Origin of the sequence: Acidovorax sp. 56, from assembly GCF_002749705.1 — a bacterium.
GTDB lineage: Bacteria > Pseudomonadota > Gammaproteobacteria > Burkholderiales > Burkholderiaceae_C > Acidovorax.
In genome coordinates, this window is sequence record NZ_PEEV01000001.1 from 4,173,414 (window position 1) to 4,194,701 (window position 21,288).

General features: G+C 64.3%; 19 protein-coding genes. 17 read left to right on the plus strand and 2 right to left on the minus strand.

Going from position 1 to position 21,288, the window contains the following annotated elements; genetic code table 11:
• Window positions 1–97: 97 nt before the first annotated feature.
• The 4 genes from CLU88_RS18575 (at window position 98) to CLU88_RS18590 (ending at window position 3,440) form a co-directional block, all read left to right on the plus strand.
• Complete coding sequence (locus tag CLU88_RS18575) at window positions 98–856, plus strand: amino acid ABC transporter permease (protein WP_099657865.1); 759 nt, start codon at window positions 98–100, stop codon at window positions 854–856.
• Window position 857: 1 nt separating this feature from the next.
• On the plus strand, window positions 858–1,523 hold the full coding sequence (locus CLU88_RS18580) for an amino acid ABC transporter permease (protein ID WP_099657866.1): 666 nt from the start codon (window positions 858–860) through the stop codon (window positions 1,521–1,523).
• Between the two features lie 23 nt (window positions 1,524–1,546).
• Entirely contained in the window at window positions 1,547–2,284 is a 738-nt protein-coding gene (locus tag CLU88_RS18585) for an amino acid ABC transporter ATP-binding protein (RefSeq protein ID WP_099657867.1), read from the plus strand.
• Between the two features lie 130 nt (window positions 2,285–2,414).
• Entirely contained in the window at window positions 2,415–3,440 is a 1,026-nt protein-coding gene (locus CLU88_RS18590) for a hypothetical protein (RefSeq protein ID WP_099657868.1), read from the plus strand.
• A gap of 144 nt (window positions 3,441–3,584) precedes the next feature.
• Here the strand turns inward: CLU88_RS18590 and CLU88_RS18595 are convergent, their stop codons facing one another.
• Window positions 3,585–4,505, minus strand: a complete 921-nt coding sequence (locus CLU88_RS18595) for a MurR/RpiR family transcriptional regulator (RefSeq protein ID WP_099657869.1) — start codon at window positions 4,503–4,505, stop codon at window positions 3,585–3,587.
• 109 nt (window positions 4,506–4,614) lie between these two features.
• On the opposite strand from CLU88_RS18595, the gene CLU88_RS18600 reads away from it, so the two are divergent.
• From CLU88_RS18600 to htpX, 6 genes are all read left to right on the plus strand, one after another.
• The gene (locus CLU88_RS18600) at window positions 4,615–5,802 is read left to right on the plus strand and encodes a M20 family metallopeptidase (RefSeq protein WP_099658999.1); all 1,188 of its coding nucleotides are present in this window, start codon (window positions 4,615–4,617) and stop codon (window positions 5,800–5,802) included.
• A 47-nt stretch (window positions 5,803–5,849) separates the two neighbouring features.
• On the plus strand, window positions 5,850–6,860 hold the full coding sequence (locus CLU88_RS18605) for a tripartite tricarboxylate transporter substrate binding protein (protein ID WP_099657870.1): 1,011 nt from the start codon (window positions 5,850–5,852) through the stop codon (window positions 6,858–6,860).
• A gap of 83 nt (window positions 6,861–6,943) precedes the next feature.
• Window positions 6,944–7,972, plus strand: coding sequence for an IS30 family transposase (locus CLU88_RS18610; protein ID WP_099655696.1), 1,029 nt, complete (start codon window positions 6,944–6,946; stop codon window positions 7,970–7,972).
• 166 nt (window positions 7,973–8,138) lie between these two features.
• Complete coding sequence (gene pyrC, locus CLU88_RS18615) at window positions 8,139–9,179, plus strand: dihydroorotase (RefSeq protein WP_099657871.1); 1,041 nt, start codon at window positions 8,139–8,141, stop codon at window positions 9,177–9,179.
• Window positions 9,164–9,964 carry a DUF3025 domain-containing protein gene (locus tag CLU88_RS18620; RefSeq protein WP_233205530.1) on the plus strand — a complete coding sequence of 267 codons (801 nt, stop codon included), beginning with the start codon at window positions 9,164–9,166 and terminating at the stop codon, window positions 9,962–9,964. Before pyrC ends, CLU88_RS18620 begins: the two co-directional genes overlap by 16 nt.
• 170 nt (window positions 9,965–10,134) lie before the next feature.
• Complete coding sequence (gene htpX / locus CLU88_RS18625; RefSeq protein WP_099657872.1) at window positions 10,135–11,022, plus strand: protease HtpX; 888 nt, start codon at window positions 10,135–10,137, stop codon at window positions 11,020–11,022.
• 55 nt (window positions 11,023–11,077) lie between these two features.
• Here htpX and CLU88_RS18630 read toward each other — a convergent pair whose 3' ends face one another.
• Entirely contained in the window at window positions 11,078–12,040 is a 963-nt protein-coding gene (locus tag CLU88_RS18630) for a LysR family transcriptional regulator (RefSeq protein WP_099657873.1), read from the minus strand.
• A 181-nt stretch (window positions 12,041–12,221) separates the two neighbouring features.
• Here CLU88_RS18630 and CLU88_RS18635 point away from each other — a divergent pair, with 181 nt between their 5' ends.
• The 7 genes from CLU88_RS18635 to CLU88_RS18665 all read left to right on the plus strand — a co-directional run bounded on the left by CLU88_RS18635 (window position 12,222) and on the right by CLU88_RS18665 (window position 21,259).
• A complete protein-coding gene (locus CLU88_RS18635) occupies window positions 12,222–14,339 on the plus strand; it encodes a 3-hydroxyacyl-CoA dehydrogenase NAD-binding domain-containing protein (protein ID WP_099657874.1) in 2,118 nt (705 codons plus the stop codon).
• 122 nt (window positions 14,340–14,461) lie between these two features.
• Entirely contained in the window at window positions 14,462–15,637 is a 1,176-nt protein-coding gene (locus CLU88_RS18640; protein ID WP_099657875.1) for an acetyl-CoA C-acyltransferase, read from the plus strand.
• Between the two features lie 45 nt (window positions 15,638–15,682).
• Window positions 15,683–16,879, plus strand: a complete 1,197-nt coding sequence (locus tag CLU88_RS18645; RefSeq protein ID WP_099657876.1) for an acyl-CoA dehydrogenase family protein — start codon at window positions 15,683–15,685, stop codon at window positions 16,877–16,879.
• Window positions 16,880–16,889: 10 nt separating this feature from the next.
• Window positions 16,890–18,026: an acyl-CoA dehydrogenase family protein gene (locus CLU88_RS18650; protein WP_099657877.1), complete on the plus strand. Its 1,137-nt coding sequence runs from the start codon at window positions 16,890–16,892 to the stop codon at window positions 18,024–18,026.
• A 65-nt stretch (window positions 18,027–18,091) separates the two neighbouring features.
• Window positions 18,092–19,327, plus strand: coding sequence for a CaiB/BaiF CoA-transferase family protein (locus tag CLU88_RS18655; protein ID WP_099657878.1), 1,236 nt, complete (start codon window positions 18,092–18,094; stop codon window positions 19,325–19,327).
• 97 nt (window positions 19,328–19,424) lie between these two features.
• The gene (locus tag CLU88_RS18660) at window positions 19,425–20,174 is read left to right on the plus strand and encodes an electron transfer flavoprotein subunit beta/FixA family protein (RefSeq protein ID WP_099655119.1); all 750 of its coding nucleotides are present in this window, start codon (window positions 19,425–19,427) and stop codon (window positions 20,172–20,174) included.
• Between the two features lie 152 nt (window positions 20,175–20,326).
• Window positions 20,327–21,259 (plus strand): electron transfer flavoprotein subunit alpha/FixB family protein, encoded by a 933-nt coding sequence (locus CLU88_RS18665; protein ID WP_099657879.1) that lies wholly within the window; start codon window positions 20,327–20,329, stop codon window positions 21,257–21,259.
• Window positions 21,260–21,288: the final 29 nt, after the last annotated feature.

The window sequence follows — 21,288 nt, forward strand, 5'->3', positions numbered from 1 at the left end:
TGCCGCCCCTTCGAACAGCGGGTTTGAAGGGGCTTTTTTGTTGGGCCGGCACAAGGTTGTGCCCAATGCAATATCAAGACATTAAAGGGGTGATCCTATGAGTTGGGATTGGCAGGTGTTCTGCCAGGACACCATGGAGCGGGAGGTGGTGCAGGGCTGCTTTGGCAAGGGCGGCGACATCACGTACCTGGACTGGATGCTGTCGGCCTGGGGCTGGACGGTTTCTGTTTCGCTGCTCGCGTTGTTGCTGGCCTTGGTGATTGGCGCGGTGATTGGCACCTTGCGCACGTTGCCCAACAGTCCGATGGTGGTGCGCCTGGGCAATGCGTGGGTGGAGCTGTTTCGCAACATACCTTTGCTGGTGCAGATTTTCTTGTGGTACCACGTGCTGCCCACCCTGATTCCGGCCATGAAGAGTGTGCCGGGCTTTGTGCTGGTGGTGTTTGCGCTGGGCTTTTTCACTTCGGCCCGGATTGCCGAGCAAGTGCGCTCGGGCATTCAGACCTTGCCACGCGGCCAGCGTTACGCTGGTTTGGCTGTGGGTTTCACCACGTTCCAGACCTACCGCTATGTGTTGCTGCCCATGGCGTTTCGCATCATCATCCCGCCGCTGACCAGCGAGACGATGAACATCTTCAAGAACTCGTCGGTGGCGTTTGCCGTGTCGGTGGCCGAACTCACGATGTTCGCCATGCAGGCGCAGGAAGAGACCTCGCGCGGCATTGAGGTGTACCTCGGGGTGACGGGGCTTTACATCATCTCGGCCTTTGCCATCAATCGCATCATGGCGTTCATCGAAAAGCGTGTGCGAATTCCTGGCGTGGTGATTGCCGGTGCCTCGGGCGGAGGCCATTGATATGAATCTCGACTTTTCGTTTTACAACTGGGACCTGATCTCCAACTTCGTGCTCAAGGGGCTGTATTTCAGCCTGATGCTCACGGTGGTGGCCACGATTGGCGGCGTGGTGTTTGGCACGCTGCTGGCGCTCATGCGCCTGTCGGGCCGCAAGTGGCTGGATGTGCCGGCCACCATCTATGTCAACGGCATGCGCTCCATTCCGCTGGTGATGGTGATTCTGTGGTTCTTCCTGCTCATGCCCGCCATCATTGGCCGCCCCATCGGGGCGGAAGTGTCGGCGGTGGTGACGTTCATCGCTTTCGAGGCGGCGTACTTCAGTGAGATCATGCGCGCGGGCATCCAGTCCATTCCCCGTGGCCAGGTGTACGCAGGCCAGGCCCTGGGCATGACCTATGGCCAGAACATGAAGCTCGTGGTGCTGCCCCAGGCGTTTCGCAACATGCTGCCGGTGCTGCTCACGCAGACCATCATCTTGTTCCAGGACACCTCGCTGGTGTACGCCATCGGTGCGTATGACATGCTCAAGGGCTTTGAAGTTGCTGGCAAGAACTTTGGTCGCCCGATTGAGGCCTACCTGGCCGCAGCGGCGCTGTATTTTGTGATGTGCTATGCCTTGTCCTGGATGGTCAAGCGCTTGCACCAGAAGATCGCCATCATCCGGTGATCCGAGAGATTGAGGAATAAACAATGATCGAACTCAAGAACGTATCCAAGTGGTATGGGCCCGTGCAGGTGCTCAACGAGTGCTCGGCCACCATCCAAAAAGGTGAGGTGGTGGTGGTGTGCGGCCCTTCAGGCTCCGGCAAGTCCACGCTGATCAAGACCATCAACGCGCTGGAGCCCTTTCAAAAGGGTGAAATCTCGGTGGATGGTGTGAAGCTGCACGACCCCAGCACCAACTTGCCCAAGCTGCGCAGCCGCGTGGGCATGGTGTTCCAGCACTTCGAGCTGTTCCCTCACCTGTCGGTGACGGACAACCTGACGATCGCGCAGATCAAGGTGCTGGGCCGCAGCGCGGACGACGCCAAGAAGCGCGGCCTGAAGATGCTGGAGCGTGTGGGCCTGATCGCCCACAAGGACAAGTTCCCCGGGCAGCTCTCGGGCGGCCAGCAGCAGCGCGTGGCCATTGCCCGTGCGCTGAGCATGGACCCCATCGTGATGCTGTTCGACGAGCCCACTTCGGCGCTCGACCCCGAAATGGTCGGCGAGGTGCTGGATGTGATGGTGGGCCTGGCCAACGAAGGCATGACCATGATGTGCGTGACCCACGAAATGGGCTTTGCCCGCAAGGTGAGCAACCGCGTGATCTTCATGGACGTGGGCGGCAAGATCCTGGAAGACTGCTCCAAGGACGACTTCTTCAACAACCCCGATGCACGCCAGCCGCGCACCAAGGATTTCCTCAACAAGATCCTGCAGCACTGAACTGTTCTCACGGTTTGCGAAAAAAGGCACCTTCGGGTGCCTTTTTGTTGGCCGTTGCGCTGGTGAACGTGCCGCGGTGGCGCGCTTTGTACCCTTTAATCGGACACCCTCCTTTGCACGCCAACCGCCCATGACTGCCATCCTCCGATTTCTGCTGCGCGCGAAGTGCCTGCCCCGCAACACCAGCTTGGCGCCAGCGGCGGGGTTCGTGGGCGCAACCCTGCTGTGCTGCCTGCCTTGGCTGGCATCGGCCAATCCACAGTCTCCTCAGGCGCAGGCCTGTGCGTTGCTCAAAGCCGTGGCCCAGACCGCGCAACTGGCGGGCGAGGGGCTCGCCACGGGGCGCTATGGTTGCCAGTCGCCGCACGAAACCGCCGATGGCTGGGTGTTTGCACTGCAATACCTGGAGCCGTCGAAATCCTCGGGAGAGCTCCGGCGGCTGGGGCATTTTCTGGTGGATTTGGACGCTGAGACCGTTACCCCTTGGGCCCCGCCATCGCGCACGCTGTCTTCTACAGAGGCACGCCCCAGCGGTGCTGCGGAGGGGGCCGTGCCTGTGCGGGCTTGCGGTGTGGCGTTTGATCTGCCTTCCCAGTACCGCATCACCCGGCCTGTCCGGTCTGTCTCGCGGCAAGGGGTGCGCATGTGTGCATTCGATGTGGTGCCCGCGCAGCCCACGCCCAAGCAGCTGGAGTGCAAGGATGAGGCGGAAGGTGGGAGCCCTCCCTACCCATTGTGTGACTGGGACATCAGTGCCGGCCTAGATTGGCCCACGGTGCAGGTGGCCCGCACGCGATTGGATGCAGACCACTTGCCCCTGGACCCCTTCAACTTTGAGCGGGGGGCTTGGCGCACGCCCAATGCCCATGCGCCAGCGCAGCCCTCCACCAAGGTGTCTTTCTTCGGTCGACAGGCCCGGTATGGCGAAGTGCTCATGCGCGCTTCATGGCACCGCACCAAGGCCCAGCCTGCCGTGAGCATGCATGCCGGCACCAGCAGTGCGGATGCCTATCTGTTGCAGCTCACGCCACAACTGGCGGTGGTGCTGGTATCGCCCCCCTTGGACTCCGCTGCGCACAAGAGTGAGGGGGTGGGTGGGTGCCACACTTTTTGCCGTAGCCTGCGCGCAGCTGGTCGGCCCAGTGAAGAGCCCTGATGCAAAGTGCTGCAGACGCAGCAGTCGTGCGTAAAGTGCGGTGCAGTGCATGCAACGCAGTGGCTGCGCAGCCGCTCTCCAGAAGACAAAAGCGCTTTGGGGCGTGTTGCTTGCGCGGCGCTTCTTCTGCACCCGCTCGAGCGGCTAGCGCTTGCCCCGCCGTCCCGCAGGGGCGTGGCTGTCCACGATGAGCTGCGCCTCCACATCCTTCCAAAGGTCATCGCGGCGCTTCAGGGTCTCAGGCACCGCTGCATGTCGCAACTGGGCCACGGCCGACACCAGAGCGTTGCACAGGAAGAAGGCGGCGGTGTACGAGTCGAACGGTGAAGCATTGGACGTGCGCACCAGCACACGTTGGTGGGCCAGGGCCGCCAAGGGCGCGGCACTGCTGTCGGTGATGCTGAAGACCTGCGCGCCAGCATCCCGAAACCGCTGCGCCACCTTCACCGGGCCACTGGCGTAGCGGCGGATGCTGAAGGCCAGCAGCACATCCTCGGGCTGCACCCACAGCAATTGATCGGTGGTGTCTATGGCCCCGGCGCCCAGCTCCTGCACGCCGGGGCGGCACATGTTCAGGTGCAGGGCCAGCCAGGCGGCCACGGGGGCGCTGTTGATTTGTGCCAGCACGTACACCCGGCCGGTGCCCTCGGCCAGGCGGGTGGTGATGGCCTCAAAGGCCGCCATGTCCAGCCCGTCGCGTGTGGCGTTCAGGTTGTGCTGGTCGTGCAGCAGGGCGTCGTCCACGCATTGCTGCTGGCTGCGCTCGGTGCCGATGGTGACGGGCGCGCGCTGCCCCGCCGTCTGCAGCAGCGCCGTGACTTCGGCACGGGCCTCGCGCTGGGCTTCGGCATAGCTGGCGTAGCCCAGTTTGGCAAACAGCCGCACCACGGTCGAGGCACTGGTGCCGTGGCGCGTTGCCAGGGCGGTGGCCGATTCCAGCAGCGCATGGGGGTAGTCACGCTCAAGGCCTTCGGCCAAGGCGCGCTCGCTGCTGGTGAGTGTGGCGCTTTGGCGGGCCAGGCGTTCGGTCAGCAAGGCGATGGGTGTTTGCAATGTAGATTTCATTGAGTGGTGTTAATGAAAAAAGTATTGCAAACACCGGCAGCGCATGCAACACTTATCTGCAGATTTTGACCCCGCTGACGGGGCGCTACCCCATCGACGCAAGGAAACCATGCAAGACACTGCCGCAGCCCTCCCCACCGCCCTGACCATTGACCCCGCCGTGCGCACCCAGGTGCTGGACTGGCTGGCCAGCCAGCAGCAAGCCATGCAGGACCTGCTGCAAAAAGTGGTCAACATCGACAGCGGCAGCCGCGACGAAGCGGGCGTGACGGCCGTGGCCCATGCCCTGGCCGAACGTTTGCAGGCTGCGGGCGTGCCCGTGCAGTTCGAGCCCGTGCCTGGCTATGGCGTGTTGCTGCATGCACAGGTCAACGCTGCAGGGGCCGGGGCGCCCATCATCCTCATGGGGCACATGGACACGGTGTACCCCGCAGGCACGGTGGCCAAGCGCCCCTACCGCGAAGAAGCGGGCCGGGCCTACGGCCCCGGCGTGGCCGACATGAAGTCGGGCTTGGTGCTCAACGTGTTTGTGGCCGAGGCATTTGCGCGCTGTGGCGGCCTGCAGGCACCGCTGCACCTGTTCTTTTCGTGCGATGAAGAGATTGGCTCGCCCGCCACGCGCGACCTCATCACTGCCCGCGCGCGCGGGGCACGGGCGGTGCTCAATGCCGAGCCGGGCCGCGTCAGCGGCAACCTGGTCACCAGCCGCAAGGGCTCGATGGTGGTGGAGTTTGAGGTGCAAGGCGTGGCCGCCCACGCAGGCATCAACCACGCCGCAGGCGCCAGCGCCATCGACGCGCTGGCCCGCAAGACGCTGGCGTTGCACGCGCTGACAGACCCCGCCACCGGCGTCACCGCCAACGTGGGCGTGGTGCAAGGCGGCATCGTGCCCAACATGGTGGCGCCCCACGCCAAGGCCGAGGTGGACCTGCGCTTTACCGCCGAAACCGACCCCGATGCCTTGCTGGAGCGCGTGCGCGCCATCGTCGAAGAAGAATCCGTGCCCCGCACCCAGGGCCGCATTACCGTGGCCCGCCGCACCATGCCGATGAAGACCACGCCCGAGTACCTGCTGGCGCTGTACCAGCAGGGCGCACGGTCGCTGGGCTTTGAGGTGCAGGGCGAATTCACGGGCGGCGCGGCCGATAGCGGCCTCACCGCCTCGGTGGGCGTGCCCACGCTGTGCGCCACGGGCCCCGTGGGCGGCCACCCGCACACCGAGCGCGAATACTGCGAGCTGACCACCTTTGTGCCACGCGCACAGGCCGTGGCGCTGGCCGTGCTGGGCCACCCTTGATCTGCCTTGCCTTGTTGAAACTTTCTCCTGATTTTTTGAGCTTACCGATGGCCATGAACACACCTTCCCGCCGCAGCCTTCTCTCCACTGGCCTCGGCCTTGCAGGCCTTGCAGGCCTTGCAGGCCTTGCCGCGCTGCCCGCCCTGGCACAAGACAAATTCCCCTCGCGCCCCATCACGCTGGTGGTGCCGTTCCCGCCCGGCGGGTCGGTGGACATCATGGCGCGCCAGTATTCCGAGCCGCTGTCGCGCGCTTTGGGCGTGCCCGTCATTGTCGAAAACCGCGCAGGGGCGGGCGGCTCGGTCGGTGCCTTGTATGTGGCGCGCGCCAAGCCCGATGGCTACACGCTCGTGGTCTCGTCCCAAAGCAGCCACCTGGCCAACCCGCTCACGCAGCCCAAGGTGGGCTACGACGCGGTCAAAGACTTCGAGAACATCGCCATCCTGGGCCGCCAGCCCAACGCCCTGGTGGTGCACAGCAGCTTGCCGTTCAAGACCTTCAAGGAATTCATCGACTACGCCAAGAAGAACCCCGGAAAGCTCAACTACGGCAGCGGCGGCGTGGGCAGCATGGGCCAGCTCAATGTGGAAATGCTCAAAGTCTCCACGGGCGTGTTCACCACGCACATCCCTTACCGGGGCGGCACACCGCTCATCACCGGCGTGCTGGCCAACGAGGTGCAGTTCATCCTCGACAACCTGGTCATCATGCTGCCCCACATCCAGGCAGGCAAAGTGCGCGCCCTGGCCGTGGCGGCCGACCAGCGCCTGCCCCAGCTGCCCGATGTGCCCACCCTGGCCGAAGTGGGCTACCCCGAGCTGAACCTCACCTCCTGGACCGGCTTGGCCGCCCCCGCCGGGACGCCCGAGGCCGTGGTGCAGACCCTGTACAAGGCCGTGCGCCAGGTGGCCACATCGCCCGCCATGATTGCCAACCTCAAGGACCGGGGCGTGATCCCGCCCGAAGAAATGGCCCCGGCCGCCTTTGAAAAAATGATGGCCGACCGTTTGGTGAAGTTTGGCGCCGTGGTCAAGCGCGCAGGCATCACGGCCGAGTGAACGAGGTTTGAAGTCATTTAGCGGCCTGGCGCATGGCGGCCTCAAATCTGAAGTGCAACACCCCTTTCAGAATTGAGGCCTCCATGAGCAAAAGAACCTACGAGCAGATCACAGAATCCGAGCGCCACGCCATAGCGCTGGGCCTGCAGCAAAAGCAAAGCCTGCGGGCCATTGCCAGGGCTCTAGGCCGCAGCCCCAGCACCATCAGCCGGGAGATCCTCCGCAATGCAGGAGGCCATGGCTACGTCAGCCGGTTTGCCCAACAGCGCTGCCGTATTCGCCGCATCCATAGCCGCCCCCAGCCCAAGCTACTGCGCCCAGGCATCTTGTTCAAGCAGGTGTGCGAGTATCTGCGCCAGCATTGGTCGCCCCAGCAAATTGCCGGACACCTGAAGAAACTTCATCCCAACGACAGGCGCCAGAGAGTGTCACACGAGAGCATTTACACCTGCATCTATGCCCAGCCCCGGGGAGAGCTCAAGAAGGAGTTGGTGGCCTGTCTGCGCATGGCTCACGCCAAGCGCTGGCCCCGCTCCAAAGGCGAGGACCGCCGAGGAGAAATCACCGATCTTGTGAGCATTCACGTGCGCCCTCCAGAGGTAGAGGATCGCCAGCTTCCCGGCCATTGGGAGGGAGACCTCATCAAGGGGGCCCACAACGCCAGCGCCATAGGAACCTTGGTCGAGCGCACCACGCGCTTAGTGGTGCTGGTCAAGCTGCCACACCCCAACCCGGCTACGGCCGCACATGTGCTCAAGGCATTCAGCGACAAACTCAATGCAATTGCCAGCCCGATGCGCCAGAGCCTGACCTACGACCGAGGCCGCGAGATGGCCGAGCACGCCAGACTCACCCAGAACACGGGCATGAAGGTGTACTTCTGTGACCCCTACAGCCCTTGGCAGCGGGGCAGCAACGAGAACACCAATGGGCTGCTGCGTCAGTACTTCCCCAAGGGTACGGAGCTCAGTGGCTACACCCAGGAGCAGCTTGATGCGGTGGCCGATGAACTCAACGGGCGGCCCAGGATGACCCTGGGCTACAGCACGCCCTTGGAGGTCTATGCCCAGCACCTGCATCGCTTGACTCAGCAGCCTGAGTCTGTGCACTGAGCAACAGCAATCAATGTTGCACTTGGACTTGAATCCGCCCATGATGAATAAGCGCTGGCAGCTATTGATTTTGTAGCGATTGGCGGGTTGCCGCCGGGCGCTGTGCCCCCGTGTCGGGCGTGCCTGGCGCCCGGTGCCGCGAGGGTTGGTGGGACAATATCGCCCCATGACTGCAGCACTCCAAACCCTCACCATCACCCGCCCCGACGACTGGCACCTGCATGTGCGCGACGGCGAACCCCTGCACACCGTCGTGCCCCACACCGCCGCCCAGTTTGGCCGGGCCATCATCATGCCCAACCTGCGCCCGCCCGTGACCACGGCCGAGCAGGCCCTGGCCTACAAGCAGCGCATCCTGGCCGCCGTGCCCGCAGGCGTGAGCTTTGAGCCGCTGATGACGCTGTACCTCACCGACAACCTGCCTCCCGAAGAAATCGTGCGCGCTAAGGCGGCTGGTGTGGTCGCCTGCAAGCTCTACCCCGCTGGCGCCACCACCAACAGCGACGCGGGCGTGACCGACCTGCGCAAGACCTACAAGACGCTCGAAGCCATGCAGAAGGCCGGCATGCTGCTGCTGGTGCACGGAGAAGTGACCAGCAGCGACATCGACCTGTTCGACCGCGAGGCCGTGTTCATCGAGCGGCAGCTCATCCCGCTGCGCCGCGACTTCCCGGAATTGAAGATCGTCTTCGAGCACATCACCACCAAGGACGCCGCCGACTACGTGATGCAGGCCGACGGCTTCACTGCCGCCACCATCACCGCGCACCACTTGCTGTACAACCGCAACGCCATCTTTGTGGGCGGCGTGCGCCCCCACTACTACTGCCTGCCCGTGCTCAAGCGCGAAACGCACCGCGTGGCCCTGGTGCAAGCCGCCACCAGCGGCAGCAGCAAGTTCTTTCTGGGCACCGACAGCGCTCCTCACCCCGCACACCTCAAAGAGCACGCCAGCGGCTGCGCAGGCTGCTACACGGCCCATGCGGCCATGGAGATGTATGCCGAGGCGTTCGACAACGCCGGTGCACTGGACCAGCTCGAAGGCTTTGCCAGCTTCCACGGCCCCGACTTCTACAGCCTGCCGCGCAACACCGGCACCATCACCTTGCGCCGCGAATCGTGGACGCCGCCCGAGAGCTTCGTCTTTGGCGAAGCCAACCTCAAGCCCCTGCGCGCCGGTGAAGCGTTGCCGTGGCGCCTGGTGTAGAGCGCATTGACTGGGCGGCCCCGTGGCTGCAGCCCTGGCGCGCGGTGGGCGAGCCGCTGGCGGCGCGCATAGTGGCCGCCACGGCAGACATGGCTGCGGCGCCAGCCGATGAAGCAGAGCCGGGCCTGCCCGTGCATGCCGCCTTGTCTGCTGCACCGGGCGCCCCCCTGCGCTTTGTGCCCCAGTCAGATTTGCCCGAAGGCACCGCCTACGAGCAGCACATCTTTGACACCCGCTGCGTGCCCACGCGCGACAACCTGCACGACTTCTTCAACGGCCTGGTGTGGCTGCACTGGCCGCAGGCCAAGCGCCGCATGAACCAGCTGCAGGCCCAGGCCATTGCCGCCCAGGGCGTGGGCGCGGTGCGCGGGCCTTTGCGCGATGCGCTCACGGTGTTCGACGAAAACGGCGCCCTGCTGCAGGCGCCAGAACCCCTGTGGGCCGCGCTGCATGCACGCGACTGGCAGCGCCTGTTTGTTGACCTGCGCCCGCTGTGGGGGCAAGCCCGCTTGCTGCTGCTGGGCCATGCGCTGATGGAAAAGCTGGTGACACCCAGAAAACCCATGGTGGCGCACGTCTATAAAGCGCCACCAGCTATTGAATCCATAGCAAATTTAGACACTTGGCTGGCCCAGGCCCTGCAGCCCGAACCCTGGGCGACCAAGCCCTTTGCGCCGCTGCCGGTGCTGGGCGTGCCCGGCTGGTGGTCGGCCAACCAAAGCGCATCGTTTTACGACGACGCTCAGGTGTTCAGACCCCCCCGGAGTGGGGCAGCGCAGCGCTAATTCCCGCCGGGGCCTGGGGATTCGTGCCGTTTTGGGGTTTCGCCCTAACATCGGGCCATTCAAAGGGGCAGATGGGGCGTGCCGTGGGTTGCTGCCAGCGATGGTCTTGATTCACGGCAGTCATCCCCCACTTAAATGCCCTGTGTCCTTGTTTCACCCACGGAGAAGCCATGAAACGGATCTTGTTATTTGTATTGACCAACCTGGCCGTTGTGCTGGTGCTGGGGGTGGTGGCCAGCCTGCTGGGCGTGAACCGCTACCTCACCGCCAACGGCCTGAACTTGGGCGCCTTGCTGGGTTTCGCGCTCATCATGGGTTTTGGCGGCGCGATCATTTCGCTGCTCATCAGCAAGCCTGTGGCCAAGTGGTCGTCTGGCGTGCGTGTGATTGACGGCAGCGGTTCGGCCGACGAGCGCTGGATTGTCGAGACCGTGCGCAAGTTTGCCAACGAAGCCAAGATCGGCATGCCTGAAGTGGGTATTTTTGAAGGCGACCCCAATGCGTTTGCCACGGGCGCGTTCAAGAACTCGGCGCTGGTGGCGGTGTCCACCGGTCTGCTGCAAGGCATGACGCGCGAAGAAGTCGAGGCCGTGATTGGCCACGAAGTCGCCCACATCGCCAACGGAGACATGGTCACGATGACGCTGATCCAGGGCGTGATGAACACGTTCGTGGTGTTCCTGTCGCGCGTCATCGGCTACGCGGTGGACAGCTTCCTGCGCAAGAACGACGAGGAAAGCTCGGGCCCCGGCATCGGCTACTACGTGACCACCATCGTGCTCGACATCGTGCTGGGCTTTGTGGCTGCCATGATCGTGGCCTGGTTCAGCCGCCAGCGCGAGTTCCGTGCCGACGCAGGTGCCGCCCAGCTGATGGGTCGCCGCCAGCCCATGATCAACGCGCTGGCCCGCCTGGGTGGCATGCACCCCGGCGAGCTGCCCAAGAGCGTGGCCGCCATGGGCATTGCCGGTGGCATTGGCAAGCTGTTCAGCACCCATCCGCCGATCGAAGAGCGCATTGCTGCCCTGCAAAACGCATCGGCTGCACAAAACTCTTGATCCGGAATCCCTGACCCTGCAGCCACCGCTGCAGGGTCAGCCAAGCCCCTCTGCCTCAGGTGGAGGGGCTTTTTTTATGGGCCGGCTTTTCTGCGGCGTCGGGCAATACGGGCGCATCGCCGCCGCTGTCCTCGGGGGGGCGGGTCTTGGCCAGGATGAAGTCGATGCAGGTGCGTACAGCCCGTGTCTGGTGGCGGTTGGGCAGGTACAGCAGGTACATCTGCGTGCCGAAGATGCTCAGTCGGTATTCGTCCAGTGTGGTGACAAGCTCGCCGCTGTCCAGCTTGTCCTGCACCACGTAGTCTGGCACCAGGCCCACGCCCAGCCCCGCCACGATGCCCTGGCGCAAGAACGGAAAGTGCTCTGAAATCATCGTGGGCTCCAGCAGCACCTCGTACCGCTCGGCACCCTGGTAGGCGGCCAGGCGCAGGTGCCGCCCCGTCACGCCTGCGGTGATGACCGGGCTGTTGCGCAGCTCGTGCAGGGTGCGGGGCAGCCCGTGCTGCTGGGCGTATTCGCGTGATGCGCAGGCCAGGTAGCGCACATCGCCCAGGCTGCGCGCCACCATGGACAGCGGAGGCTCGGGCACCACGCGCACGGCAATGTCCACCTCGTCGCGCAGGATGTCGGCGCGGTTTTCAAACAGCACATCCAACACGATGCCTGGGTACAGGCGCTTGAACTCGATCAGCCAGTCGCTCATCACGATCTGCCCATAGCCGCTGGGCACGCTGATGCCCACCCGCCCCTGCAGGCCGCGTCCTAGCGAGGTCACTGCCTCGCGCGCTGCCAGGATTTCGTTGTGGATGGCGCGGCCATGCTGGTACAGCCGCATGCCGATCTCGGTGGGCTCCACCCGCCGGGTGGAGCGCTGCACCAGTTGCACCCCCACGTCTTTTTCGAGCTTGGTGAGGTGATAGCTCACATTGGCACGCGTCATCTTGAGCTTGCGGGCCGCCTGGCTCAGGTTGCCGCTGTCAATGATTTCAACCAGCAGGTTCAGGGCTTGGGAGTCCATGGGGGCTTCAGCGGGGGTTAAAAGGGTTCGATTGGATAAATTTATTTGACAGTATGTCAATGAATGATGGGATTGTCATAAACCATTGTCGCCATAAGAATGAGGACAAGCCCATGGGGCTGGCTCGGCGCTAGATCGAGCCCAGCCTGTCTGGAACAAGAACAAGCAAGGAGACAAGTGCATGGCCCATGACGCCACAGCGTCCGTCGTTCAATGGCGGGTGCAGGACGAGGTGCAGATCGTCACCATCGACAACCCCCCGGTCAACGCCCTGGGCGCAGCCGTTCGGCAGGGCCTGGTGGCGGCCATGGACCACGCCGCGCAGCAGCCCGGCGTCAAGGCAGTGCTGCTGGTGGGCGCCGGCAAGGCCTTCATCGCGGGCGCTGACATCCGCGAATTTGGCAAGCCACCCGTCTCTCCCATCTTGCCCGAGGTCTGCCGCGCCATCGAAAACCTGAACAAGCCCGTGGTGGCCGTGCTGCACGGCGCAGCCCTGGGCGGCGGGCTGGAGGTGGCTTTGTCGGCCCACTACCGGCTGGCCTTGCCTGCCGCCACGCTGGGCCTGCCCGAGGTGAACCTGGGCCTGCTGCCCGGCTCGGGCGGCACCCAGCGCGCCCCGCGCCTGATGGGCGTGCAGGCGGCCACCACCCTCATGCTCAGCGGCCAGCCCCTCAAGGCCCAGGCCGCGCTGCAGGCAGGTCTGGTCGACAAGCTGATGGACAGCACTGATCCGCTGGCCGCAGGCCTGGCCTACGTGCGCGAGCTGCTGGCGGCCAACGCCCCCGTGCGCCGCACGCGTGACCTCGCCATTGCCGAGCCGCAGGCTGCACTGGCCTGGCTGGAAGAGCAAAAGACCGAGACAGCAAAGAAGTCGCGCGGCCTGTTCTCACCCCTCAAGATCATCGAATGCGTGCAGGCCGCGCTGCAACTCCCGTTTGACGAAGGCGTGGCCCGCGAGCGTGCCCTGTTCATGGAATGCATCGACAGCCCACAACGCGCCGGGCTCATCCACGCCTTTTTTGCCGAGCGTGAAGTGGTCAAGGTGCCCGAGGCACAGGCCGCGCAGCCACGCCCTGTGGCCAGCATTGCCGTCATCGGTGGCGGCACCATGGGCGCGGGCATTGCCGTGGCGGCGCTGGATGCGGGCCTGCCCGTGACCATGATTGAGCGCGATGCGGAGTCCATCGCCCGTGGCCGCGCCAATGTCGAGAAGGTCTACAACGCCCTGGTCGCCAAAGGCCGCATGACCGACGCAGCGAAGGTCGCCGTGATGGCGCGCTACACCGGCAGCACCAGCTATGCCGACATCGCCCAGGTGGACCTGGTGATCGAAGCCGTGTTTGAAGACATCGAGGTCAAGAAGACCGTGTTCCGCGAGCTGGACCGCGTGTGCAAGCCCGGTGCCGTGCTGGCCACCAACACCTCCTACCTCGACATCGACGCCATTGCCGCTGCCACCGGCCGCCCGCAGGATGTGATCGGCCTGCACTTCTTCAGCCCCGCCAACATCATGAAGCTGCTGGAGATTGTGGTGCCTTCCAAAGTGGCGACCGATGTGGTGGCCACGGCGTTTGAACTGGCCAAAAAACTTAAAAAGGTGCCTGTGCGCGCCGGTGTGTGCGACGGCTTCATCGGCAACCGCATCCTGGCCGTGTACAAGCAAGCGGCCGACTACCTGCTGGAAGACGGTGCCAGCCCGTATGAGATCGACGCCGCCGTGCGCGGTTTCGGTTTTGCCATGGGCCCCTTCCAGGTGACAGACCTTGCCGGTGGCGATATTGGCTGGGCCACGCGCAAGCGCCGTGCTGCGACGCGTGACCCCCAGGCCCGCTACGTGGAAATTGCCGACCGCATCTGCGAACGCGGCTGGTTTGGCCAGAAGACCGGGCGCGGTTTTTACCTCTACCCCGAAGGCTCCCGCACGGGCCAGCCCGACCCTGAAGTGCTGGCCATTGTGGATGCCGAGCGCGCCAAGAAGGGCGTTACCCCCCGCAGCTTCACTGCCGACGAGATCATGCGCCGCTACATGGCCGCCATGGTCAACGAAGGGGCCAATGTGGTGCACGAGGGCATCGCCCTGCGCCCGCTGGATGTGGACGTGACCTTTGTGGCGGGCTACGGCTTTCCGCGCCACCGGGGCGGCCCGATGAAGTGGGCCGACATGACGGGCCTGCCCCAGCTGCTGGCCGACATCGAGGCCTTTGCGAAGGAAGACCCGCTGTTCTGGAAACCCTCGCCCTTGCTAGTGCAGCTGGTGCGGGAGGGGCGCAACTTTGACAGCCTGAACAAGGCCGAATAGTGCAGAAGCCGCCCCACGCGCACAGCACGTCAGGCGGCCTCTCAATTCCATTGAATTCAAGTCATTTTGGCCTCTAGCGCTCTATTAATAAGCGCAAGCAGCTATCAAATCAGGAGCAAATCATGCGTGAAGCCGTCATCGTTTCCACCGCCCGCACCCCGCTGACCAAGTCGCACCGTGGCGAGTTCAATGCCACACCTGGCCCGCAGCTGGCGGCCTTTTCCGTCAAGGCGGCGGTGGAGCGCTCGGGCATCGACCCCGAGTTGATCGAAGACCTGGTGATGGGCTGCGGCTACCCCGAGGGCATCACCGGCAAGAACATCGGCCGCCAGGCGGCGCTGCGTGCGGGCTTGCCCCTGTCGGTGGCGGGCATGGTGGCCAGCCGCTTTTGCGCGTCGGGCCTGCAGTCGGTGGCGATTGCCGCAGGCCGCATCGTGGCCGAAGGCGTGCCCGCCATGGTGGCGGGCGGGGTGGAAAGCATCTCGGCCATCCGCCCCGGCAACCCGGCAGACATCGACCCCTGGCTGCAAGAGCACAAGCCCGACCTCTATATGGCCATGATCGACACCGCCGACATCGTGGCCCACCGCTACGGCATCAGCCGCGAAGACCAGGACCTGTTCTCGCTGCAAAGCCAGCAACGCACCGCCGCCGCACAGCAGGCGGGGGTGTTTGCTGACGAGATCGTGCCCTGCACCACGCGCATGATGGAAAAGAACAAGGAGACCGGCGAGATCACCTACCGCGAAGTGACCGCCACGCACGACAACTGCAACCGTGCCAACACCACGCTGGAAGGCCTGGCCAAGCTGGAGCCCGTGAAGGGCCCCGGCCAGTTCATCACCGCCGGCAATGCCTCGCAACTGTCCGATGGCTCCAGCGCTTGCGTGCTGATGGAGGCGAAAGAAGCCGAGCGCCGTGGCCTGCAGCCCCTGGGCGCGTTCCGTGGCTTTGCGGTGGCCGGTTGCGAGCCCGACGAAATGGGCATTGGCCCCGTGTTTGCCGTGCCCAAGCTGCTGGCACGCCACGGCCTCACGGTGCAAGACATTGACCTGTGGGAAATGAACGAGGCCTTTGCTTCGCAGGCCCTGTACTGCCAACGCCGCCTGGGCATCCCGTCCGAGCGGCTGAACGTGAACGGCGGAGCCATCGCCATTGGCCACCCCTTTGGCATGACCGGCGCGCGCCTGGTGGGCCACCTACTGCTCGAAGGCCGCCGCCGCAAGGCCAAGTACGGCGTCGTGACGATGTGCATTGCAGGCGGCATGGGCGCTGCAGGCCTGTTTGAAATTTTCTGACCCTGCGCCACACCACCGAACTCTGAACACCGCAAGCGACCCGATATGGACCTGAATTTCACTCCCGAAGAAGAAGCCTTTCGCGCCGAGGTGCAGGCTTTCTTGAAAGCCAAGCTGCCCGCACGCATCGCCAACAAGGTCAAGGCCGGACAGCGCCTGTCCAAGGCCGATCAGGATGAGTGGCACGCCATCCTGAACGAGCGCGGCTGGTTGGCCAACCACTGGCCCGAGGCCTATGGCGGCCCAGGCTGGGGAGCGGTCGAGAAGTTCATCTTCGACACTGAATGCGCCCTGGCCGGTGGTCCGCGCATCGTGCCCTTTGGCGTGAACATGCTGGGCCCGGTGCTCATCAAGTTCGGCAACGAGGCGCAGAAAAAATATTGGCTGCCGCGCATCCTCAGCGGCGAGGACTGGTGGTGCCAGGGCTACTCCGAACCCGGCGCGGGTTCGGACCTGGCATCGGTCAAGACCACGGCGGTGCGCCAGGGTGACCACTACATCGTCAACGGCCAGAAGACCTGGACCACCCAGGGCCAGCACGCCAACATGATCTTCTGCCTGGTACGCACCGACCGCGAGGCCAAGGCGCAGTCGGGCATCAGCTTCTTGCTGGTGGACATGAAATCGCCCGGCGTGGAGCTGCGCCCCATCCGCACGCTCGATGGCGACAAGGAGGTCAACGAAGTGTTCTTCACCGACGTGAAGGTGCCGGTAGAAAACCTGGTGGGCGAGGAGAACAAGGGCTGGACCTACGCCAAGTACCTGCTGACCTACGAGCGTACCGGCATCGCAGGCGTAGGCTTTTGCATTGCCGCACTGGCCAAGCTCAAGGTGGTGGCCGCCAAGGTGATGAAGAACGGCCAGCCGCTGGACCAGGACCCGCTGTTTGCCGCCCGCATGGCCCAGGTCGAGATTGATCTGGAGAACATGAAGACCACCAACCTGCGCGTGATTGCCGCTGTGGCTGGTGGGGGTGTGCCGGGGGCAGAAAGCTCCATGCTCAAGATCCGTGGCACCGAGATCCGCCAGGAAATCCTGTCGCTCATCCGCCGCGCTGTGGGACCGTACGCGCTGCCCTTCATTGAAGAAGCGCAGTACGAGGGCTATGCCGAAGAACCCGTGGGCCCGAAGGAGGCTGCGACTGCCGCCGCCAACTACTTCAACTACCGCAAGCTGTCGATCTTTGGCGGCTCTAATGAAATTCAGAAGAACATCATTTCCAAAATGATCTTGGGCCTGTGAGGTTGCTGCGATGAACTTTGAACATACCGAAGACCGCCGCATGCTGGCGGACACCCTGAACCGCTTCGTGGCCGAGCAGTACGGCATCGAAACCCGCAACCACATTGCCTACGGCGACAACGGTATGGACCCGGCGCTGTGGTCCCGCTTTGCCGAGCTGGGCGCGATTGGCGCGCTGTTCCCCGAAGCCGATGGCGGCTTTGGCGGCGCAGGCTTTGATGTGGCCGTGGTGTTTGAAGCCCTGGGCAGCGGCTTGGTGGTGGAGCCCTTCCTGGGCGCTCTGGTGGTGGGCCGGGCGCTGGGCCTGGCCGGCAGCGCAGCGCAAAAGGAGCACATCGCCAGCATCATCGACGGCAGCACCGTGGTGACCCTGGCGCACGAAGAACCCGGCGCGCACTATGCCCTGAACCGTGTGATGACCCGTGCTGTGCGCAATGGCGACGGCTGGTTGCTCACCGGTCAGAAAGCGGTGGTGGTGCACGGCGACCAGGCTCAGATGCTGCTGGTGAGCGCACGGACGTCGGGCGCGGTGGACGATGAAAGCGGCATCTCGCTGTTCCTCGTCCCAGCCGATGCCGCACGCTTCACACGCCGTGGCATGGGCCGCATTGACGGTGGCCGTGTGGCCGAGGTCACGTTGCAAAACGTGCAGGTGGGCGCGGGTGCGCTGCTGGGTGCGGAAGGGCAAGGCTTTGCCACGCTGGAACACGCCGTGGGCTGGGGCATTCTGGCCGTGTGTGCCGAGGCGTTGGGTGCGATGGATGTGGCCAAGAAGCACACGCTGGAATACCTGCAAACGCGCAAGCAGTTTGGTGTGCCCATTGGCAGCTTTCAGGCCCTGCAGCACCGCATGGCCGACTTGCTGCTGGAGGTGGAGCAGGCCCGCTCTGCCGTCATCAACGCAGCGGCCGCGATGGACAGCACCGACCGCACCGAGCGCGAGCGTGCGCTGTCGGCCGCCAAGGTCACCATGGGCCGTATTGGCGCGCTGGTCGCTGAAGAAAGCATTCAGCTGCACGGCGGCATCGGCATGACGTGGGAGCTGCCCCTGTCGCACTACGCCAAGCGCCTGGTCATGGTGGATCACCAGTTTGGCGATGAAGATCACCACCTGGCACGCTTCATCGCCCTGGGGCAGCAGCGCTGAGCTGCGTCCCCCGATGCGCCTGCGCACCCGAAGTGCAGGCGCATCCATCCAAGGAGACAAAGACTGTGAACGAACAAGAAGTATCTGGCGACCTCGATCTCCCTCTGCAAGGGGTGCGCGTGCTCGACCTGTCGCGCGTGTTTGCCGGGCCGCTGTGCGCGCAGGTGCTGGCCGATTTTGGCGCCGAGGTCATCAAGGTCGAGCACCCGGGCCGGGGCGATGACACCCGCGACTGGGGCATGCGCATTGGCAAGACAGAGACCACCTACTACAACAGCATGAACCGCAACAAGCGGTCCATCACGCTCGATCTGCAAACCGCCGAAGGCCTGAAGATCGTTCACGATCTGCTGCCCCAGTTCGACGTGGTGGTTCACAACTTCAAGACCGGCGGTGCCGAGAAGCTGGGCCTGGGCTACGCGCAGCTCAAGGCCATCAAGCCCGATCTGATCTACTGCGCCGTGGCGGGCTATGACAGCAGCGGCCCCGAGGCCAAGCGCCCGGGGTATGACCTGGTCATCCAGGGCGAAGCGGGGTTGATGGCCTTGAATGGAGAGGCCTCGCAGCCGCCGCTGAAGTTTGGCGTCGCAGTGGTGGACCTGATGACCGGCATGTACGCGGCGCAAGCGGTGCTGGCGGCGATGTTCCGGCGCGAGCGCACAGGCAAAGGGCGGCTCATTGAGATGGCGCTGTACGACTGCGGCATCATGGTCACCGGCTACTACGGCCTGGACGCCATGCTGCTGGGGCGCGACCCGGAGCGCTATGGCAATGCGCATCCCTCCATCGTGCCCTACGGCATGTACGACGCCGCCGATGGCCCGCTCATCATCGCGGTGGGCAACAACGCGCAGTTCGACAAGTTCTGCAGGCAGGTGCTGCAGCGGCCCGATATCGTGGAAGACCCGCGCTTTGCCACCAACGTCAACCGTACCCAGCATCGCCTGGAGCTGGCACCGCTGCTCAAGGATCTGATTCGCACCCATCCCCGTGACCTGCTGATCGAGCGCATGCAGGCCGTGGGCATTCCGTGCGGCAAGGTGGCGGGCCTGCACGAGGCGCTGACCAGCGAGCGCACTCATCGCTCTGGCCTGTTGCGCGACATGCCGCACCCGGTTGCGGGCACCACGGTGGTGTTTGCGCCGCCGTATCGCCTGGATGGGCAGCGCCTGCCTTTGCGCAACGCCCCGCCCACGCTGGGTGAGGGTACGCGCGAAGTGCTGCAACGCCTTTTGTCCATGAGCGACGAGCAGCTTCAGCAATTGCAACAGCAGGGCGTGCTGACCTTGCCTTCTACCTGACCCCTGTCGTTTGCCTCTGGTGGTTGCCGAGCCGCTCAGGTACTGATTTTCTGGCGTGTCATGCGCCTGTGTTCTTCTCTCAAGAAAGTGTGTGGTTATGAAAGTTCTGGTCCCTGTCAAGCGCGTGGTGGACTACAACGTGAAGGTCCGAGTGAAGTCGGACAACACGGGTGTGGACATCGCCAACGTGAAGATGAGCATGAACCCCTTTGACGAAATCGCCGTTGAAGAGGCAGTGCGCCTGAAAGAAAAAGGCCTGGTGACCGAAGTCATCGCAGTCTCCTGCGGCGTAGCCCAGTGCCAAGAAACCCTGCGCACGGCCATGGCGATTGGCGCAGACCGCGCCATCCTGGTCGAGACCGATGTCGAACTGCAACCCCTGGCCGTGGCCAAGCTGCTCAAGGCCCTGGTGGACAAAGAGCAACCCTCGCTCATCATCCTGGGCAAGCAAGCCATCGACGACGACGCCAACCAGACCGGCCAGATGCTGGCGGCCCTGGCGGACCTGCCCCAGGCCACCAACGCCAGCAAGGTCGAATTGGCTGCCGACAAAGTCAATGTGACCCGCGAAATCGACGGTGGCCTGGAAACCCTGGCCCTGAGCCTGCCCGCCGTCATCACCACCGACCTGCGCCTGAACGAACCCCGCTACGTCACCTTGCCCAACATCATGAAGGCCAAGAAAAAGCAGCTGGACACCGTCAAGCCCGAAGACCTCGGCGTGGACGTGGCCCCTCGCCTCAAGACCCTGAAGGTGACCGAGCCCGCCAAGCGCGGCGCGGGTGTGAAGGTGGCCGACGTGGCGGCCCTCGTTGAAAAACTCAAGAACGAAGCGAAAGTCATTTGACCCCCCTGAGCCGCTTCGCGCCTTCCCCCCAGGGGGACGACACCCTCGGTGCGGGGCGGCCCTTCCTCGGTGTCCCGCGCACCCACCGCACTGCACCGGGCAGTCGCAGGCGATAGCGGCACCTTCCAAGATTCAAGAGAAAGACGACCGACATGACCTCTCTCGTTATTGCTGAACACGACAACGCCAGCATCAAAGGCGCCACCCTGAACACCGTGACAGCTGCAGCCGCTTGCGGTGGCGACGTGCACGTGCTGGTGGCTGGCCACAACGCTGGCGCCGCTGCTGCTGCCGCTGGCCAGATCGCAGGCGTTGCCAAAGTCATTCACGCCGATGCAGCAAGCCTGGCCCACGGCCTCGCTGAAAATGTCGCCGCGCAAGTGCTGGCCATCGCTGGCAACTACAGCCACATCCTGTTCCCCGCCACCGCAGGTGGCAAGAACGTGGCCCCCCGCGTGGCCGCCAAGCTCGACGTGGCCCAGATCAGCGACATCACCAAGGTGGTAAGCCAAGACACCTTCGAGCGCCCCATCTACGCAGGCAACGCCATTGCCACCGTGCAAAGCGCCGACAGCGTCAAAGTCATCACCGTGCGCACCACCGGCTTTGATGCCGCAGCCGCCACGGGTGGCAGCGCCGCTGTCGAAACCGCAGCAGCGACCGCCGATGCAGGCAAGAGCAGCTACGTGGGCAGCGAAATCGCCAAGAATGACCGCCCTGAACTCACCGCCGCCAAGATCATCGTCTCCGGTGGCCGTGCGCTGGGCAGTGCGGAAAAGTTCAACGAAGTCATCACCCCGCTGGCCGACAAGCTGGGCGCAGCCATCGGCGCCAGCCGCGCTGCGGTGGATGCGGGCTACGCCCCCAACGACCTGCAAGTGGGCCAGACCGGCAAGATCGTGGCCCCTCAGCTGTACATCGCGGCCGGCATCTCGGGTGCCATCCAGCACTTGGCGGGCATGAAGGATTCCAAGGTGATCGTGGCGATCAACAAGGACCCTGAGGCGCCGATCTTCAGCGTGGCCGACTATGGGCTGGAAGCCGACCTGTTCACGGCTGTGCCTGAATTGGTCAAGGCGCTCTGAGGCCAGTGGCTGTCATATCCATTTATAAC

Coding starts and splice junctions, on each gene's coding strand:
- CLU88_RS18630 (WP_099657873.1), bottom strand. CDS start 12,040: ATGGACTCCCAAGCCCTGAACCTGCTGGTTGAAATCATTGACAGCGGC.
- CLU88_RS18635 (WP_099657874.1), top strand. CDS start 12,222: ATGGCCCATGACGCCACAGCGTCCGTCGTTCAATGGCGGGTGCAGGAC.
- CLU88_RS18600 (WP_099658999.1), top strand. CDS start 4,615: ATGCAAGACACTGCCGCAGCCCTCCCCACCGCCCTGACCATTGACCCC.
- CLU88_RS18585 (WP_099657867.1), top strand. CDS start 1,547: ATGATCGAACTCAAGAACGTATCCAAGTGGTATGGGCCCGTGCAGGTG.
- CLU88_RS18640 (WP_099657875.1), top strand. CDS start 14,462: ATGCGTGAAGCCGTCATCGTTTCCACCGCCCGCACCCCGCTGACCAAG.
- CLU88_RS18645 (WP_099657876.1), top strand. CDS start 15,683: ATGGACCTGAATTTCACTCCCGAAGAAGAAGCCTTTCGCGCCGAGGTG.
- CLU88_RS18575 (WP_099657865.1), top strand. CDS start 98: ATGAGTTGGGATTGGCAGGTGTTCTGCCAGGACACCATGGAGCGGGAG.
- CLU88_RS18595 (WP_099657869.1), bottom strand. CDS start 4,505: ATGAAATCTACATTGCAAACACCCATCGCCTTGCTGACCGAACGCCTG.
- CLU88_RS18650 (WP_099657877.1), top strand. CDS start 16,890: ATGAACTTTGAACATACCGAAGACCGCCGCATGCTGGCGGACACCCTG.
- CLU88_RS18660 (WP_099655119.1), top strand. CDS start 19,425: ATGAAAGTTCTGGTCCCTGTCAAGCGCGTGGTGGACTACAACGTGAAG.
- CLU88_RS18605 (WP_099657870.1), top strand. CDS start 5,850: ATGGCCATGAACACACCTTCCCGCCGCAGCCTTCTCTCCACTGGCCTC.
- CLU88_RS18590 (WP_099657868.1), top strand. CDS start 2,415: ATGACTGCCATCCTCCGATTTCTGCTGCGCGCGAAGTGCCTGCCCCGC.
- htpX (WP_099657872.1), top strand. CDS start 10,135: ATGAAACGGATCTTGTTATTTGTATTGACCAACCTGGCCGTTGTGCTG.
- pyrC (WP_099657871.1), top strand. CDS start 8,139: ATGACTGCAGCACTCCAAACCCTCACCATCACCCGCCCCGACGACTGG.
- CLU88_RS18610 (WP_099655696.1), top strand. CDS start 6,944: ATGAGCAAAAGAACCTACGAGCAGATCACAGAATCCGAGCGCCACGCC.
- CLU88_RS18665 (WP_099657879.1), top strand. CDS start 20,327: ATGACCTCTCTCGTTATTGCTGAACACGACAACGCCAGCATCAAAGGC.
- CLU88_RS18580 (WP_099657866.1), top strand. CDS start 858: ATGAATCTCGACTTTTCGTTTTACAACTGGGACCTGATCTCCAACTTC.